Source organism: Nesterenkonia muleiensis, from assembly GCF_003600155.1.
Taxonomy (GTDB): domain Bacteria; phylum Actinomycetota; class Actinomycetes; order Actinomycetales; family Micrococcaceae; genus Nesterenkonia; species Nesterenkonia muleiensis.
Genome location: NZ_QWLD01000038.1, coordinates 1 through 15,978 on the forward strand (window position 1 = coordinate 1; position 15,978 = coordinate 15,978).

The 15,978-nt window shown below is 63.7% G+C and carries 10 protein-coding genes and 1 pseudogene; 3 read left to right on the forward strand and 8 right to left on the reverse strand.

What is annotated here, in order from left to right:
- Window positions 1-273 (forward strand): annotated as a pseudogene (locus DVO78_RS09830) (hypothetical protein); the annotation flags it as partial.
- A 22-nt stretch (window positions 274-295) separates the two neighbouring features.
- Here the strand turns inward: DVO78_RS09830 and DVO78_RS09835 are convergent.
- Entirely contained in the window at window positions 296-1,558 is a 1,263-nt protein-coding gene (locus DVO78_RS09835; RefSeq protein ID WP_120004690.1) for a sugar-transfer associated ATP-grasp domain-containing protein, read from the reverse strand.
- Window positions 1,559-1,632: 74 nt separating this feature from the next.
- On the opposite strand from DVO78_RS09835, the gene DVO78_RS09840 reads away from it, so the two are divergent.
- Window positions 1,633-4,932, forward strand: coding sequence for a chromosome segregation SMC family protein (locus tag DVO78_RS09840; RefSeq protein WP_120004692.1), 3,300 nt, complete (start codon window positions 1,633-1,635; stop codon window positions 4,930-4,932).
- On the opposite strand, the gene DVO78_RS09845 is transcribed toward DVO78_RS09840, so the two are convergent.
- The 7 genes from DVO78_RS09845 to DVO78_RS09875 all read right to left on the reverse strand — a co-directional run bounded on the left by DVO78_RS09845 (window position 4,921) and on the right by DVO78_RS09875 (window position 14,171).
- Entirely contained in the window at window positions 4,921-6,750 is a 1,830-nt protein-coding gene (locus DVO78_RS09845) for an ATP-grasp domain-containing protein (RefSeq protein WP_120004694.1), read from the reverse strand. The two genes, DVO78_RS09840 and DVO78_RS09845, sit on opposite strands and share 12 nt — an antisense overlap.
- Before the next feature lie 48 nt (window positions 6,751-6,798).
- Complete coding sequence (locus DVO78_RS09850) at window positions 6,799-8,574, reverse strand: acylphosphatase (RefSeq protein WP_162301585.1); 1,776 nt, start codon at window positions 8,572-8,574, stop codon at window positions 6,799-6,801.
- A gap of 130 nt (window positions 8,575-8,704) precedes the next feature.
- Window positions 8,705-9,904, reverse strand: a complete 1,200-nt coding sequence (locus DVO78_RS09855) for a hypothetical protein (protein ID WP_120004697.1) — start codon at window positions 9,902-9,904, stop codon at window positions 8,705-8,707.
- Window positions 9,905-10,305: 401 nt separating this feature from the next.
- Window positions 10,306-11,550 (reverse strand): ammonium transporter, encoded by a 1,245-nt coding sequence (locus DVO78_RS09860; protein WP_120004699.1) that lies wholly within the window; start codon window positions 11,548-11,550, stop codon window positions 10,306-10,308.
- Window positions 11,551-11,696: 146 nt separating this feature from the next.
- Entirely contained in the window at window positions 11,697-12,887 is a 1,191-nt protein-coding gene (gene ftsY / locus DVO78_RS09865; protein ID WP_238385242.1) for a signal recognition particle-docking protein FtsY, read from the reverse strand.
- Between the two features lie 23 nt (window positions 12,888-12,910).
- A complete protein-coding gene (locus DVO78_RS09870) occupies window positions 12,911-13,579 on the reverse strand; it encodes a hypothetical protein (protein ID WP_120004701.1) in 669 nt (222 codons plus the stop codon).
- Window positions 13,580-13,637: 58 nt separating this feature from the next.
- Window positions 13,638-14,171, reverse strand: a complete 534-nt coding sequence (locus DVO78_RS09875; RefSeq protein WP_157983985.1) for a hypothetical protein — start codon at window positions 14,169-14,171, stop codon at window positions 13,638-13,640.
- A 106-nt stretch (window positions 14,172-14,277) separates the two neighbouring features.
- Between DVO78_RS09875 and ffh the strand changes: the two genes are divergently transcribed.
- Window positions 14,278-15,870: a signal recognition particle protein gene (gene ffh / locus DVO78_RS09880; RefSeq protein WP_120004704.1), complete on the forward strand. Its 1,593-nt coding sequence runs from the start codon at window positions 14,278-14,280 to the stop codon at window positions 15,868-15,870.
- The last annotated feature ends 108 nt before the right edge of the window (window positions 15,871-15,978 follow it).

The following is a 15,978-nucleotide window of genomic DNA, read 5'->3' on the forward strand; positions in this document are numbered from 1 at the left end:
GAGACCCCGGAACCTACTCAGGAACCCACCGAATCTCCGGACTCCACAGAGAGCCCCGACCCGACCACTGCTCCCACGGAGACGGAGCCCTCACCGGAGGAGACGGAGGTTCCGCAGGACACTGAAGCTGCCACCGAAGAGGATGAGGCAGAGTCTGATTCCGATCTGGCGACCACTGGTGTTGACCGGGGCATGCTGGCCCTTGGTGTGGTGGCCTTACTGGTCATCGGAATCGGTGCCGCCGGTATCGCCATCACCCGCCGCCGCTCCTGATCCACATAGGACCAGAGAAGAATCAGACCACTCCGCGGGCCTTGTAGTAGGCAGCCGCACGTGGGTCGGCCAGCAGCGGCCCATGCACCTGGAGCACATTCATGCCGGAGTTGATGTTGGCCTCCAGGATCACCGGTCCGGACTCGGTGATCACAATGTCCCAGCCGATGTACTCCATGAACGCCAGACGGCGGGCGGCCTCCAACACCAGCTCTTTGGCCTCTTCCCAGAACGGCACCTGGTGCCCCTGGATTCTGGCGCCGGAGTCGGGATGCTCGGCGAACCACTGAAGCTCGTCACCCTCAGGCAGCTGGGCGGCGGCGGACAATATTCCAGTCTCCAGCTCCACATTGGCCGACAGCCCGCCTTTGGTCCAGTTGTCGATATGCCCGGACCGTTCCGAGCCGATGCGCTGCGAGGCTCGGATGATGAAGGGGGAATGGTCGCCAGTGACATCCGGCATGGTCAGCAGCCGGATGGTATTGGTGGAGTGCGGGTTCAGCCCCGCCTGCTCGGGGTGCTGAACAATGGCGGCCTCGAACAGCACAGGGCGCGGGAAATCCCGCACCCAGTCGGCCATCTCTTCAATGCCGCTGGGCCTGCCGTCCATGCGGTAGCCATCCTCGGTGACCTTCATGGAGCGCACACCATTGGCCTCTGCACCGTGCAGCGGTTTGACGAAGATGTGCCCGCGCTCCTCCAACGCCTCAGCCAGGAAATCCTCCAGCGGGATGCGGCGGCTCTGCGGGAAGGGGTGGACGTGGCCCCGGGTGTGCAGGCCCAGCAGGTCCACCACATCCGAGTCAAGCCCCAGGCTCTTGACCAGCAGGAAGAAGGAGAACTTATTGTTCAGCACCTCCTGCAGATGCGGACTGACCATACGTTTGGTGCGGAAATAGCGCTGGACGTCATTGATGTAGAGCGAGGGGTCGTTCCCCTCCTCCAACCCGTAGAGCGTGACTGATCGTGAGAGGAAGCCCTTGCGCCACCAGTCGGGTTTGCGGTTGGACCACTCGGTCTCCCAGCGAAACTCCTTGCGCAGGAAACGGCGGCCCGCACCGAACTGGCGCCGGCGGTAGCGGTAGGTCTTCGCCGCACGCGAGGGCACGCCTGCGGGATCTTTCAGGTTCTCCAGCGTGCGGGCTGCGGCACGCCTGGCGAAGCCGGGGGTGACGAAGCCCGCACTGTGCTTCCGGCTGGGTGAATCGCTGAGGTCGGGATCGTCGGGTTGCTCGGCGTCCTGGTACTCATCGGCGTCGTCGTGATTGCTGGGCGTTTCAGACATGAGGCGATGCTACCGGTGATGGGGCAGAATGGTGGACATTGCCCGCTTGACCAGTGAACTGAGGTGGTGACCCCGTGCATCTGAAGACGCTGACCGTCCGCGGCTTCAAATCCTTTGCCGCGGCCACCACTTTCGAGTTCGAGCCCGGTGTCACCGCAGTGGTCGGCCCCAACGGATCGGGGAAGTCCAATGTGGTCGACGCCCTAGCCTGGGTGATGGGGGAGCAGGGGGCAAAATCCCTGCGTGGCGGGTCCATGGAGGATGTGATCTTCGCCGGAACCACCGAGCGGCAGCCGCTGGGCCGGGCCTCGGTGTCGCTGACCATCGACAATGCCGACGGCGCCCTGCCGATCGACTACACCGAGGTCACCATCTCCCGGACCATGTTCCGCTCCGGGGGCTCGGAGTACACCATCAACGGCACCACATGTCGGCTGCTGGACATCCAGGAGCTGCTCTCTGACTCCGGCCTGGGCCGGGAGATGCATGTGATCGTGGGGCAGGGGCAGCTCGACCAAATCCTGCAGGCCACCCCTGAGCAGCGCCGAGGCTTCATCGAGGAAGCAGCAGGGGTGCTCAAGCACCGGCGCCGCCGGGAACGCTCGGTCCGCAAGCTGGAGTCCATGCAGACTAACCTGGAGCGGCTGGAGGACCTGATCGGTGAGATCTCCCGCCAGCTGGCGCCGCTGGGGCGCCAGGCGAAGGTGGCGCGGCAGGCTCAGCGGATCCAGCATGATGTCCGCGATGCCCTCTCCCGCCTGATCGCTGATGACCTCCTCAGCGCCGCCACCGCTCTGCACGCATCCTCCCAGGGGGAACAGGCCGACCACCACGCCGCCGCTGAGCTCAAGGACCGGCTGTCCCAGCAGGATGCCCGGATCGCGGAGCTGACGGCCCAGGCTGAGGCCCAGCGCGCCCGGGCAGACCAGCTGGCCGACGGGCATCACCGTCTCTCCCACGTCCAGGAGCGGCTGCGCTCGGTGGCCTCCTTGGCGGAAGAGCGGGCGCGCAGCCTCCGCAGCGGCCCTGCCGCGGAGTTCTCCGCCGAAGGCGATCCGCAGCAGCTTCGCGCCCGGGCAGAACAGGTCAGCGCGGAGGCCGAGACCCAACAAGAGGCGGTGAAGACCGCGCAGGAGACTCTGCAGACGGTCAGTCAGGCCCGGGCTGAGGCAGAAGAGGCGCTGAAGGCCGAAGAGACCCGCATCACCGAACAGCTGCGCGCTGTGGCCGACCGGAAAGCCGGTGTGGCGACGCTCAACGGCAGGGTGGAGACCGCCCAGGGCCGCGCGGACGCAGCGCAGGCACGGCGGCGCCGCGCCGAGGGTCAGCGCGAAGCCGAGCAGATCACCCTGGAGGCATCGCAGGCTGAACTGACCGATCTGGAACAGCGCATCGGCAGCATGGAGACAGGGGACTCCGGGCTGGAGGAGGCCCACCGTTCAGCCCAGCAGGAGTATGAACAGCTCAAAGCTGCACATGACAGTCTCAGCGCAGAACAGCGGCGGCTGGAGATCACCGTCAGCGAATCCCGCGCACGAATCTCCGGGCTCGAAGCAGCGTTGGCGGCAGCCCAGGAGAATGTCAAGCTCAATGAGCCAGGTGCGGCCTTTCCGCTGGAACTCGTCCAGGCCGGCGGCGATGTGGCGAGTCACCTGGAGTCCGCACTTGAGGGCGTCGTCGTCGTCGATGACAAGACCTTCGGTCAGCGGCTGGTGGCACGGGGAGATGCCACAGCCGCCCTGGCTCTGGGGCAAGCAGTGATCCGTGCGGGCGAATGGGTAGAGACCGCGGGAGAGAACACCGTTCAGAAGCTGCAGAGCCAGATCCAGGAGCTCACCGAGAAGTCTGCCGAGGCAGACCGGCAGCTCGGGGGAATCATCGAGGACATTGAGCAGAGCCGGGCCGCCGTCTCATCCGCCGAGCTGATGGTCAATGACGCATCAGAGGCGCTGCAGGCCAGCACCTCGGCGATCAGAAGCGCAGAAGAGCAGCTGGGGCGGCTCAAGAAGGAGATCACTCGTTCTCAGGAGCGGATCACCGGTTTCGTCCGGGAGATGGAGGATGCTGAGACGGCTGCCCGGGATGCCGCCGAGCAGCTTTCCGAAGTGACCGCCAGGCTGGAGGCCGCTGAGAACGACGACCTGGTGGAGGAGCCCTCCACCGAGGAGCGTGACCGGCTTGCCGAAGCAGCCTCTGCCACACGGCGCGATGAAGTCGATGCTCGGCTGGCCTTACGGGCCGCTGAGGAGCAGCACAAGCAGCTCCTGGACCGGGCAGCCTCACTTCGACGCTCGGCGCAGACCGAGGAACACCGCCGTGAACAGGCGCAGCGCGCCGCCGCTGCACGCAGCCGGCGGGCAGATGCGGCCGAGGAGATCGGGTATCAAGCACAGACCGCCGTGGAAGGCATTAAGGACCAACTCGTCACCATCGATGCTGCTCAAGCAGCTGCTCGGGAGCAGCACGCGGTCTGGAGGTCCCAGGTCGCCGAGCTGACCGAGCGCCGGGCCGGCGAGTCCGACCAGCTCGAGGAGATCACCGCGCGTCTGCATCAAGCGGAACTGAGGAGAACTGAGCTCAGACTGGCGTTGGAGGCCGCGGAGTCACGGGCTGAAGAAGAACTCAGCCTGACCCCGGAATACCTGATCGAGCACTATGGCCCGGACCAGCCGATCCCGGACCCTGAGGCCGATGAGGAGGACCAGCAGTCTGAGCGGCCCTACGTGAGGGCTGAGCAGGAACAGCGCCTGGCGCGTGCCAGAAGAGACCTGAGAGCACTGGGCAAAGTGAATCCGCTGGCTCTGGAGGAACACGCTGCCCTGGAAGAGCGGCACGCCTATTTGCAGGGGCAGCTGACCGACCTGAAGACTTCGCGGCAGGATCTGCTGGACATCATCGCCGAGGTGGACGCCACCGTGCATCAGGTGTTCTCTGAGGCCTGGGAGGACACCAGGGTTCAGTTCGAACGGGTCTTCTCCCGGCTCTTCCCCGGCGGCGAGGGGCGGCTGGAGCTCACCAACCCCGAAGACATGCTCAACACCGGCATCGAAGTCCACGCCAGGCCCCCGGGCAAGCGGATCCGCAGGCTCTCGCTGCTCTCCGGGGGCGAGCGCTCGCTGACCGCGGTGGCCCTGCTGGTGGCGATCTTCAAGGCCAGGCCGAGTCCGTTCTACGTGATGGATGAGGTGGAGGCTGCGCTGGACGACACTAATCTGTCCCGGCTGTTGGTGATCTTCGAGGAACTCCGGGAGAGCTCTCAGCTGATCGTCATCACCCACCAGAAGCGCACCATGGAGATCGCCGATGCTCTCTACGGTGTGTCCATGCGGCAGGATGGCTCGACACGGGTGGTGTCCCAGCGGTTAAGGGACTGAGAGTCCGGCGATCTCGGCGAGCATTCCTTCGACAGAGCCTGCCATAAGGGTGGGAAAGTCCCGCAGGTCAGGTTTGACTGAGACACCTTCGACGATGATCGACTGCTTAGCGGAGTCTCGTACCAGGAGATCTACGAACGCCCATGGGAGCGAGGGGATGCCATGCACAGCATCGATAGCCGTTGAACTGATCCGGTGAGACAGTGTGGCGGAAACAGGCGTGCTACCTTCTTCGCCCAGGAGGGCAAGAGACTGTGTCCGGGATGCGCAGACTCTGAAACGACGGCCGGTCTGCGCACGCTGAGCGGTGAGGTTTTTGCCTTCTTCTCCCGGATATTCGATGCTGTCCGGGTCGAAGGGCCTCCGGGCGTACCACCCCGCCTGACGAGAGATGAGGAACAGATCGGTCTCTGCCCGTGCGTGGTAGGCCTTAATCTCCTCTAAGCTTTGAACTTTGACAGAGCGCGGAACAGTGAGGCCGGCATCGCGCAGAATCTGCTGTGCAATGTGGTGTCGGCGCAGGAGTGAACTCGCACTTGCATAGAAACGCTCATCCATCATCCCGTTGAACCATTTATCTGGCTCACCCTCCTTGTTGGCCACAATGAGACGGGTGGCCTTGTACTCGGTGGTCCAGCCCTGCGCCTGCAGATGCCGAACAAGAGCGTGGGTCCGAATGGTCAAAGCAGAAGCTTCATTGTCGGGTCCTCCCGGGAGGACCTTCTGCACCATGTTGGTCGGTGAGGCAACAGGGTGGAGCTCTGCCTGCTTCGCATCGTCAGCAGAGGCACGCTCAAGGAGCCGCTTCCATGCGGGACCACCCACATCCTTGGGCGTGCCGTAGACGGGATACGTGGAGTTGCTGATGGCCGCGTTGGTGTTCAGCTCGAGGAGGTACGGTTTCCCGGTTGCCTTCTCAACCAGAATGTCGGCCCCACCCCAGTCCATGGTGGGGATCGCCCGGATAGCGTCCCGCGCCACGGTCAGAACTGCCGGGTCAAGCAAGTCCAGGCACTCGCTGGCCTCTCCGCCGCTACTGATACCGCCGACGTTGCGAACTGTCATGCGTTTCCCTTCGGGCAGCACTGATCCGAGGGTAAGCCCCTGCCTGCCCAAGTGCTTCTCCGTGGCCTGATCGACAGGGATCATCAGCATGCAGTTGTTGGGGTTCCTTCTCCTGAGCTCATTCTTAGCCTCGATGAGTTCCAGGACTGTCGACTGTCCGTCGCCTGCTACATGGGGCAGGAGTCGTCGGATTGCTCCGAAGCACTTGTCCGGGGTCGCGACGAGTCGAAACTCGATGCCTTCGATATACTCTTCGACAAGCACGCCACGGCCATCCCTATTAGCATGATGGAAGGCTTGGGTGATCTCCTCGGCCGTATGGGCGTTGACGGTGACGCCTTTGCCCTGCCCGCCGTATCGGGGCTTGACCACCACGGAGGCTCCGAACTGTTTCTGGAGGCGCACCGCGTCTTCGGCAGACGCGACGAGCAGGCCTCGCGGGGTGGGCACGCCGGCGTCTTGGAGCAGCTGTTTCGTCAGGTACTTGTCCTTGACGATCAGTCCGCCGGTGACGGTGTCCGTGCACATGTGGCCACGGATGAGCACCTGCTGACCGTCCTTCTCAGCGATGGCGCTGTAGGTGCCGTACCAGCGGACAGTGGCGCCGTCTCGCTCAGCAGCGCGGGAGGTGACCAGAGTGCCGATATTCCGTCCCTGTTCGATCTGTTGGGCAACGACTGACTGTGAATCGTCGTCGTCGTAGAGATTCGGCTCATCGGTGACGATATCCGGAAAATGATCTGAGAAGCTCATAATAATCCGCCATTTGTTATTGTCGGGCACACAGGATGTGTGGGCTGCTCAAAATAGCTGAGAAACCTGGCGCTTGACTCTGCGCAGGAGGCCACGGAGGGTCGGCGTCTTCATCACCTGGAACTGCTCCATCAGAGGGTCTTCGACCGGCGTCATCACCACCGAGGTGATGACCGCCTTAGTGGTCCCCGTCGTGGCCAAGTAGCCGAGCGCGGAGACAGCGTCAGCCGGACCTGAGACTACTGCTTCGACGCGCTTCCGGCTCGCGTTCTTCACATATCCGGTGAGGCCGAAGCGCCGGGCTCGCTTGCCGAACCATTTACGGTAGCCGACGCCGGTCACACGCCCCCGGATGTCGAATCGGAGTGTGAGTCTCTTACTCTGATGCTCCGGAAGCGTGATCTCCGAGGCAGCCGCAGTGGCCTCGAAGAATTTCTTGGCGACAGGCGCGGGGGTTCCCCACATGGGATACTGAGCGCTGCCGATGGCGGCGTGGGCGTTGAGTTCGATCACCGTGCATCTCTGTTCCCATACCGGCTTGCGGTGATCCTCGATCAGCATATCCAGGCCGCAGAAACCCAGCCCGGGCACGGCCTGAACAGCCTTGACTGCTAGCTCCTTGATGGAGGGGTGCATCTCATCGGCGATCTCAAAACTGTCGCCACCCTGCGAGAGATTCGCGGAGTTGGCCAGCAGAACGGTCTGGCCCGCCTCGGGTATGGAGGAGAACGTCAAGCCTGCTAGCTTGAGTTGATACTGCAGTGATTCGCTGAGTGTGATCGGGCGGGAGCTGAGATGTGGGTTCTCCTGGCGGGCACGGTTCTTGTACTCGATGAGGTCGGCCACTGTGTGCATTCCGTCGCCCGTGACAGAGGCTGCGGATCTGACCACAGAGGCGACGACCTCATCCCCGATGACGACGATGCGGTAGTCCTCGCCGGGAACATGTTCCTCGATGACGAAGTCATCATCGCCCAGCTGGCTCTGCTGGTAGAGAGTGAGCGCGTCTTCCAGCTCCTCCCGGTTCTGAATGTTCGCCACCACGCCAATACCGCGCAGGCCTGCGACCGGTTTGCAGACCACGGGGTAGCCGATGCGGTCCGCGTACTGCACGGCGAGGTCACGGTCTGCTGTGGAGAAGACACGGCCGTGGGGCACCGGCACATCAATGCGCTTGAGCAGGCGGCGCGTCGCCTCTTTGTAGCTGCAGATTGACAGCGCCACACCGCTGGCAAGGGGTGAACGGCCCCATTTGAAACCAAGCTGCTTCTGACTGTTGAGATCAGTGACGACGAACGCGCCGTTGGGATAACGAGTGCTGGCCATGCCGTAACGCAGGGCCTCACGCTCCAGCAGGTGCCCCTTTGTGCCGTCCTTAGGCAGCGGTTCGATAAAAGGGGCGTCCTCGAAGACGTTGGCAGGTTCCCCTTGAAAGTGAGGGGCCGTTGGTTCGGGGGCGACGAAGTAACGGTTCACCTGCGGAAGCTTCGTCTCAAGCATCCTGCCCAGATCGTCCCTGGACGGTGCGTCATGGGCGCTGAACATCACGAATGCTTCTTTGACGGCATCCCTGATGCGTTCGAAGGCTTCTCTGCCGGGGCTCTCCTGCAGCTCCGCGATCTCAGATGCTTCGGAGAGGGTCATCGCATCGATGAAAGCTTGTGCCTGACCGGCGTCGCCCAAGGGAACATCCTTGAACAGTAGGCCTTTAAGGAGCTTTTCACCGACTTCCCAGGCGGCAGCGGGCATAAGAAGATCCTCGCCACCGTCGATGAGTTCAGCCTGGCCGACGGTCGAGATCTCCTGGTCGGCGCGATGTCCCACGACTTGCGCATAGATCCTGCTAGGCCGTGCCATCTCTTCATCGCGTCGGAGTCGGATGAGGCGTACGAGGAAGATCGGGCCTGTCTGACCGGTGTCCTCGGTACGGAGGACGTTTCCGCGGGGTGTGACTTCAGGCAACTGAGGATCCCTTCGAGTAGTTCACGGCAGCTGCTCTGTCATCAACGAGGCAGCCAGCCATCAGAAGTTCCACGAGCGCGGCAAGGACTTCGGGGGTGCCGCTTGCCGTTCCCACAACGTCGCCTGAGACGGCGTCTGAGTGCTCGACACTGATGCGCGCCCCGTAGGACTCGGCGATGCTCGGGAGCTCCTTAGCTACTTGGTCTGCATGACGTAGGCCCTCTACCTCAATCCGGCGAAAGATCGTGCTCACAGCCGCTGGGAGATCAACCTGAGCCTCACCAGCCTGGAAATTCAGAAGCGCGTCACCGATGACATCGCCCAGCCCGGCGTCGGCAGAAGCGTAGGTTTCGATCCGAGGGCGTTCCGAGATGCCGGTGATCAGCAAAGGGAAGGATCCCTGCTGCGGGGACTCGGGGTTTTGTACAGCATCAACGGTGGCACAGGCGAGTCCAGGCACTGCAGCCGCCGTTTGGGTGAACAAAGCCACATCCTCAGCGCTCAGCTCGTGCTTCACGCTGCGAACACCGGTGGAGTCGTCGGTATCCAACTCCACCGCAGCGACTAATTCATCGCCGATAACAAAGGCACGGACGGTTCGCCCAGGCATCTGCTTCTCCACCAGCATTCGGGAGCGTAAGGGAGCTACCTCGTTGCCTTCTTCGTCAAAGGTGAAGGTGAGGCGAGTGGTGGCGTAGCCGGCGGTGTGCGGATTGCTGCCCGGTGTCCTGTCCGCCTTATCGCGTCGGCGCAGTTCGTTGAACGCTGCGCGAAGCTGCTCACCAGAGGTGATATTGCCGATTGCGCGTACGGGGTTCTCGCCGACTCCTTCTCGCAGAATCACAGGGTAGCCAATCTTCTCCGCCCACTTCTCTGCCTCGGAGATGCTCTTCCAGGAGAAGGACGCCCCTGTGGGGGTGGGAAGCTTAGCCCTGTCCAGGAGCGCTCGCTTCAGCCTGTGGTCCTGGGCGAAGGTCACCGCTGACAGTCCTGATGCCTCGGGCACACCATGGGTGTAGGAGAGTTCGGAGGGCACAGCGCTGACAGTTCCGGCCAGAAGCACCTGGCGGGGCAGTGCGAGCGTATTCAGATCGCGTGCGAGAGCTGCGCGGTGGACCTGATAACCGTCGAGGAGCCGTGTTGGCAATGGGACCCCGCCCACCTCGGTGTGAGGCTCGTTCTCGCTGTTCATCGCCGGTTGGCCCCTTTCGGTTCCTGTGCCCGACTCAATCCCTCACATGTTGTTGCTTTGGCCGTGGGGTCGAAGTCCGTGGGTGGCATATTCATTGCCCCGACAGTATAGGCGTAATTCTCTACTGCCCCCGCCACGACGTTTCTGGCACCGTGAAACTACCGCCGGAGATTCGTGGCCGACCTTCCGGCTGACAATCACGGCTCTGCGGGGGCCTCCGGCGCTGACTGGCGTAATCATGATGATCGCGATATGTCCTAGGCGGGTCTTCCGGAGTGTTATGTCTGCGAGGAGCGTCTCTGGAAGGAAGCCCGTCCCACAGTAGACACGCACAAGGAAAGGGCCGGGACACAGCTGTGTGGCTGTGTCCCGGCCCTCGTGTCACTGAGAGGTTTGAAGTATTACTTCGCGGTAGGAACCTCGGCGCCGTAGGCCGTGGTCTGGTGAGCTACGGAGTCGATGCCGCCCTCTTCGACCTCTTCCTCCACGCGGAAGCCGATGGTCTTGTGGATGGCCAGACCGATGATGTAAGTGGCCACGAAGGTGAACACCAGGGTCACCACGCAGGCTACGATCTGGGCCCAGAGCAGTTCGAAGCCGCCGCCGAGCAGCAGGCCGCCGGAGTGCTCGGGGAAGTCGACCTGGATCAGGGCCTCGCTGCCGAACAGGCCGATCGCGATAGTGCCCCACAGGCCGGCCACGAAGTGCAGGCCGACCACATCGAGGGTGTCGTCGTACTTGCCGTACTTGAAGTCCACGGCGAAGCAGCAGATGACACCGGAGATCAGGCCGAGGATGATCGCACCCAGCGGGTTGACGTAGGCACAGGCCGGGGTGATGGCCACCAGGCCGGCCACAATGCCGGAGGCTGCACCCACCGGGGTCGGCTTCTTGCCGCGCGCCCACTCGGTGATCAGCCATGCCACCAGAGCAGCGGCCGGTGCCAGCATCGTGTTGATCCAGTTGATGCCCGCCTGAGCGGCGTCGCCGGCCTCGCCGACGTTGAAGCCGAACCAGCCGAACCACAGGATGGAAGCCCCCAGCAGCACGAACGGAACGTTATGCGGCTTGGTGGGGGCGAAGTTCGAGCGCGGGCCGATCACCAGCACCAGGGCCAGGGCCGCCAGGCCGGCGCACATGTGGACCACCAGGCCGCCGGCGAAGTCCACTGCCTCGCCCACTGCGGAACCGATGAAGCCATCAGTGAGCAGACCGCCGTCGCCCCAGACCCAGAAGGCCAGCGGGGCGTAGACCAGGGTCATCCAGATCGGCACGAAGATCATCCAGGCGGAGAACTTGGCACGGTCAGCGATCGCACCGGAGATCAGCGCGGTGGTGATGATGGCAAAGGTCGCGCCGAAACCGACATCGAGCAGGCTCTCCTGCTCGGCGAAAGACTCAAACAGGGCGAAATCAGCCGCCGGGTTGCCGAACAGACCGCCGGCAACGGCGTCAGCGCCGGAAATCGCGTTGCCCCACAGGGCCCAGGTCAGGGCCACCAGGCCCATCGCCGCAAAGCTCATCATCATCATGTTCACAGCAGATTTGGTCTGTGTCAGACCGCCGTAGAACAGTGCGAGTCCGGGTGTCATGAACAGCACCAGCGCACCGGCCACGATCACCCATACAACATCAGGTATCTCCATGTGTCCCTCCAGGAAACATCACTCACCGATGACCATCACCGGTGCGAGCTGTACTCCATGGTCGCCTTGACGTGTTTCACCCTGAGTGCCCTTATGTTTCAGGACTGTTAAATCTTTCCGGGGAAAAGGAATTTATCCCTCAATCATCACTCCTCTAGGAGCGCGTCAACAAAAGATTCCGTCTCAAACGGTGCCAGGTCATCAGGGCCTTCACCCAGGCCGATCAGCTTCACCGGCACACCTAGCTGCTTCTGGATCGCCACCACGATGCCGCCGCGTGCAGTCCCATCCAGCTTGGTCAGGACGATCCCGGTGACGTCCACCACCTCGGAGAAGACCTTTGCCTGGTTCAGCCCGTTCTGCCCGGTGGTGGCATCGAGCACCAGAAGCACCTCATCGACGTCGGACTTCTTTTCGATGACACGCTTGACCTTGCCCAGCTCGTCCATGAGGTTGGCCTTGTTCTGCAGCCTGCCGGCCGTGTCGACCATGACCACGTCGGACTCCAGCTCAGCGGCCTTGTCCACGGCTTCATAGGCCACCGATGCCGGGTCCGCGCCCTCCACGTCAGAGGAGACTGTCGGCACCCCGACCCGGGCGCCCCAGGTGGTCAGCTGCTCGGCAGCCGCAGCGCGGAAGGTGTCGGCCGCGCCCAGGACGACATCCTTGTCCTCGGCGACCATCACCCGCGCCAGTTTGCCCACCGTAGTGGTCTTGCCGACCCCGTTGACGCCCACCACCATGACCACCGCCGGCCGGCCGACGGCCTCCGAGGCGAGGCTGCGGTCGAATTCCGGGTCGACCAGCCGGATCAGCTCCTCGCGCAGCATCGCTTTGACCTGCTGAGGGTCCTTGGAGCCCTCCACCTTCACCCGTTCACGCAGGGTATCCACCAGGTCCGCGGTCGGATCGGCGCCGAGGTCGGCAGAGAGCAGAGTCTCCTCGATCTCATCCCAGACGTCGTCGTCGATCTCATCAGCACTCAGCAGCGCCAATAGGGACTTGCTGAAGATGTTGTTGGACTTCACCAGCCGGGCGCGCAGTCTAACCAACCGGGTGCCCAGCGCCTCTGGAGTATCGAGCCCGGGCTCGACGGCGGTCTCTGGCACCTCAAGGTCGAGATCAGCGGGGGTGCCCTCTGGACGGTCGGCCACCAGAGTCGCTCCGTCGGGCTCCTCCGGGGCTCCGGGCGGCAGATCGTCAGGATCCCGGGCCTCGGGGAATCGAGAGCGCGTTGCTGAACGCGAAAGCGGGCGGCCCCTGACCAGGAACAGCCCGAGCAGGCCGACTAGGATGACGCCGAGGACAATGGATGTGATGAAGACTGAGGTTTCCACGCCGACCAGTCTCCCACAGGCGGCTACCTCCTGAAGCGGCTCCGGAGGTTGTGTAGAGCGTTTCTGGCCTGCTGGGCCGCGGGGGAGACACGCTCACCGACCCGATGGATGAGGCTGGACTCGACCTCCTTGGCCAGGGCCTGGAACTTCTCATGCGCGGAGTCGGCAGACTCGGCCGCAGCGATGATCGCGGACTCCAGCTGTTCGATCCGGGCGTTCTGTGCAGCGATCCGGGCATCCCGCTCGGCCAACTGCATGGCCTGGGACTCTGCGGCCTCTTTCAGCGACTGTTCCAGCTCCGCCTGTTTGGCCTGTTGGTCCTGCAAGGAGGAGGAGACATCCTCTAGCAGGCCCAGTAGCTCATGCAGCTCAGCGGCCGAGGGGGCAGCTGAGACGGTTGCCTCTGCCTCGGTGACCCGGGACTCCAGGGCGGAATAGTCCACGGCACGAACCTGCTCCAGACGTTCATAGACGCTGTGCAGCTCTGCGACAAGGTCACGCTGATGCCCGAGCAGTGCGGAGACGACCTGCTGGGCGTTGGTCCCGATATCCTCCGGAGGGAGGATCTCCTCCTCGATACCAGCGCCGTCGGGTTCTTGCTCCGGGGTCGGATCAGCAGCTTCGGGCTCCACATCGTCCTCTGAATCCGGCCGTGGAAGGTCTGCTGGCTGCGGCCCGGTGTGCTCTGTCATGCCTGTGTCTATCCCTCGTCGGCTCTGTGGTGCATGCTCTCAACTGACACGGCTGATCCTACTTGCGGCCGCGCAGAATGTCCTCGAAGCTGCGCCTGTGCCAGGCCCGCCTCTTCCTCTGCGGTGCAGGATCGGAGCTCTCAGCGGCGGAATCTGCGGGATCCGCCGCCGGAGGTGTGACCGAGGGCTGTTCGGCAGACGGCCGGGCAACCGGCTGCGCCGAGTGCAGGCGGGAGGCGACCTCCCGTTCGGTGATGGCCCGGGCCACATCTTCTGGCAGGGCAGCTGCACCGATGTGGGCCGACACCTGCAAGGTGCGCATATCGCTGGGGCCGAGCGCCGGCAGCCCCGCCACCGGAAAGTCAAGCAGCTGCTCCACGAACTCGGCCCGCTGGCCGAAAGAAGCGCCCCGTGCCCGGTGGGCCGCGGAGACAGCGATCGGGCTCTGACGTGATCGAAGCAGGTCTGGAAGCTCAGGATGCCGGGAGAGAGCCCGGCCCGCTGTGCGGTGCACAGAGGCAGCCGCGCGCAGGTAGGCCAGATGAGTGTCCAGCGCGGACTTAATCACCTGGGCATCCTGCTTTTGGCTCACATTGCTACCCTAGAGGTTTGAAAGATCGCCGTCCGGCTCCAGCTTCAAGTTGGGGCTGAACGGGGACGACGCCGCCACCATGAGTCTGTAAGGAAACGCACCCGACGTGTTCAATTCGCTCTCCGATCGCCTGACAGCGACCTTCAAGAACCTCCGCGGCAAGGGCAAGCTGACCGAGGCCGATATCGACGGCACCGCCCGTGAGATCAGACGCGCCCTGCTGGATGCCGATGTGGCCGTGCCGGTGGTGCGCGAGTTCATCGCCCGGATCAAGGCCCGTGCGCTGGGTGCGGAGGTCTCGGAGGCGCTGAACCCCGGCCAGCAGGTGGTCAAGATCGTCAACGAGGAGCTGGTCGGCATCCTCGGTGGACAGACCCGTCAGCTTCAGTTCGCCAAACAGCCTCCCACCATCATCATGCTGGCCGGCCTCCAGGGTGCGGGTAAGACCACTTTGGCCGGCAAGCTGGCGTTCAACCTCAAGAACCAGGGGCACACCCCGATCCTGGTGGCCTGTGACCTGCAGCGGCCCAATGCGGTCAAGCAGCTCCAGGTCGGCGGTGAGCGTGCTTCGGTGCCGGTCTACGCCCCGCACCCCGGCGTCAGCTCAGAGGCCGAGGCACCCACCGGAGACCCGGTGGCCGTGGCTCGTGACGGCGTCGCCCAGGCCAGGGAGAAGCTGCACGATGTGGTGATCATCGACACCGCCGGCCGGTTGGGCGTCGACGAGGAGCTGATGCGCCAGGCGGCTAACATCAAGGCCGCCGTGGGTGCGCACGAGACCCTGTTCGTGATTGACGCGATGATCGGTCAGGACGCGGTCAACACTGCCCAGGCGTTCAATGAGGGTGTGGACTTCACCGGCGTGGTGCTCACCAAGCTCGACGGTGATGCCCGTGGCGGCGCGGCCCTTTCTGTGGCGCGAGTCACCGGCAAGCCGGTGATGTATGCCTCCACTGGTGAGGGGCTGAAGGACTTCGAGGTCTTCCACCCCGACCGGATGGCCCGCCGCATCCTGGACATGGGGGATATCCTCAGCCTCATCGAGCAGGCCGAGGCCAGCTGGGACAAGGCTGAGGCCGCCAAAATGGCTAAGAAGTTCGCCGACCAGGAGGACTTCACCCTGGAGGACTTCCGGGCTCAGATGCAGCAGATCAAGAAGATGGGCTCGATGAAGAAGCTGCTGGGCATGATGCCCGGTGCCGCTGGTATGCGGCAGCAGCTGGAGCAGTTCGACGACTCCCAGCTGGACCGGGTCGAGGCGATCATCAACTCGATGACCCCGCATGAGCGCAACGCACCGAAGATCATCAACGGTTCGCGCCGGGCCCGCATCGCCGCAGGCTCCGGGGTGCACGTCTCTGAGGTCAATCAGCTCCTGGAGCGTTTCGGCCAGGCGGCCAAGATGATGAAGAAGATGGCGTCCGGCTCAGGTATGCCCGGGATGCCTGGAATGCCCGGTGGGGCGATGCCCGGGATGCCAGGTGCAGGCGCTGGTGGCGGAAAGAAGAAGCAGAAGAGCAAGGCAAAGAAGAAGAAGGGCGTCTCCGGCAACCCGGCCAAGGCAGCCCAGCAGGCCCGCGAGGCCGAGCAGCGCCGGGTGAGCCGTCAGATGGACGGGTCCAGCTTCGGCGCAGGCGCCGAGGACTTCAACGCTGAGGACCTGAGTCTTCCCAAAGGATTCGAGAAATATCTCAAGTAGCACCGCAACATGCGATTCTCCGCCAGATCTGGCAGAATGATCAGGTACTTTGCTCAGGTTCGGTGAGCACCCTCTACTCTCGCCGGCCCGAACAACGTTCTAGCGCAC

Excerpts from the sequence above, each read along its gene's own strand:
- DVO78_RS09845 (WP_120004694.1), bottom strand. The coding sequence starts at position 6,750 with ATGAGCTTCTCAGATCATTTTCCGGATATCGTCACCGATGAGCCGAAT.
- DVO78_RS09860 (WP_120004699.1), bottom strand. The coding sequence starts at position 11,550 with ATGGAGATACCTGATGTTGTATGGGTGATCGTGGCCGGTGCGCTGGTG.
- DVO78_RS09870 (WP_120004701.1), bottom strand. The coding sequence starts at position 13,579 with ATGACAGAGCACACCGGGCCGCAGCCAGCAGACCTTCCACGGCCGGAT.
- DVO78_RS09835 (WP_120004690.1), bottom strand. The coding sequence starts at position 1,558 with ATGTCTGAAACGCCCAGCAATCACGACGACGCCGATGAGTACCAGGAC.
- DVO78_RS09855 (WP_120004697.1), bottom strand. The coding sequence starts at position 9,904 with ATGAACAGCGAGAACGAGCCTCACACCGAGGTGGGCGGGGTCCCATTG.